At 54.9% G+C, this 421-nt stretch carries 2 protein-coding genes; both read right to left on the reverse strand.

The window, feature by feature from the left end:
• A partial coding sequence (locus AC1D1Y_RS26545) for a KH domain-containing protein (RefSeq protein WP_477684975.1) occupies positions 1–222 on the reverse strand: 222 nt, incomplete at its 3' end.
• A 16-nt stretch (positions 223–238) separates the two neighbouring features.
• Positions 239–421, reverse strand: a 183-nt coding sequence (gene rplV / locus AC1D1Y_RS26550) for a 50S ribosomal protein L22 (protein WP_477684976.1), incomplete at its 5' end; no start/stop codon positions are given.

A 421-nucleotide genomic window follows, 5' to 3' on the forward strand; every position in this document is an offset into this window, starting at 1 on the left:
GCCCGGACGAGCCGAGAAAATGGTGATACGTGCGTTCTTGGCAGGACGCTCGATCAGAATGCGCGAAACCGAAGCATTCTTCAACTTGGCCTTCAGGTACTCACGCACCTTGATGTCTTCGGCCAGCATGCCCGCGAAATCGCGGTTACTAGCGTACCAACGAGAAGACCAATTACGGCTGATCGCCAAGCGAAAGCCGGTTGGGTGGATTTTTTGTCCCATATCTTCCTGGCCTCTTTCAGTTACCAACCGTCACGTACACGTGGCACGTGGGCTTGCGGATTTGATTGCCACGGCCTTTGGCACGTGCCGTGAAGCGACGCAGAGAAGCACCTTGCTCAACGTAGATGGTTTTCACCTTCAGTTCGTCGATGTCGGCGCCATCATTGTGCTCAGCATTGGCAATGGCGGACTCCAGAAC

Source organism: Polaromonas sp. P1_G1, from assembly GCF_056405595.1.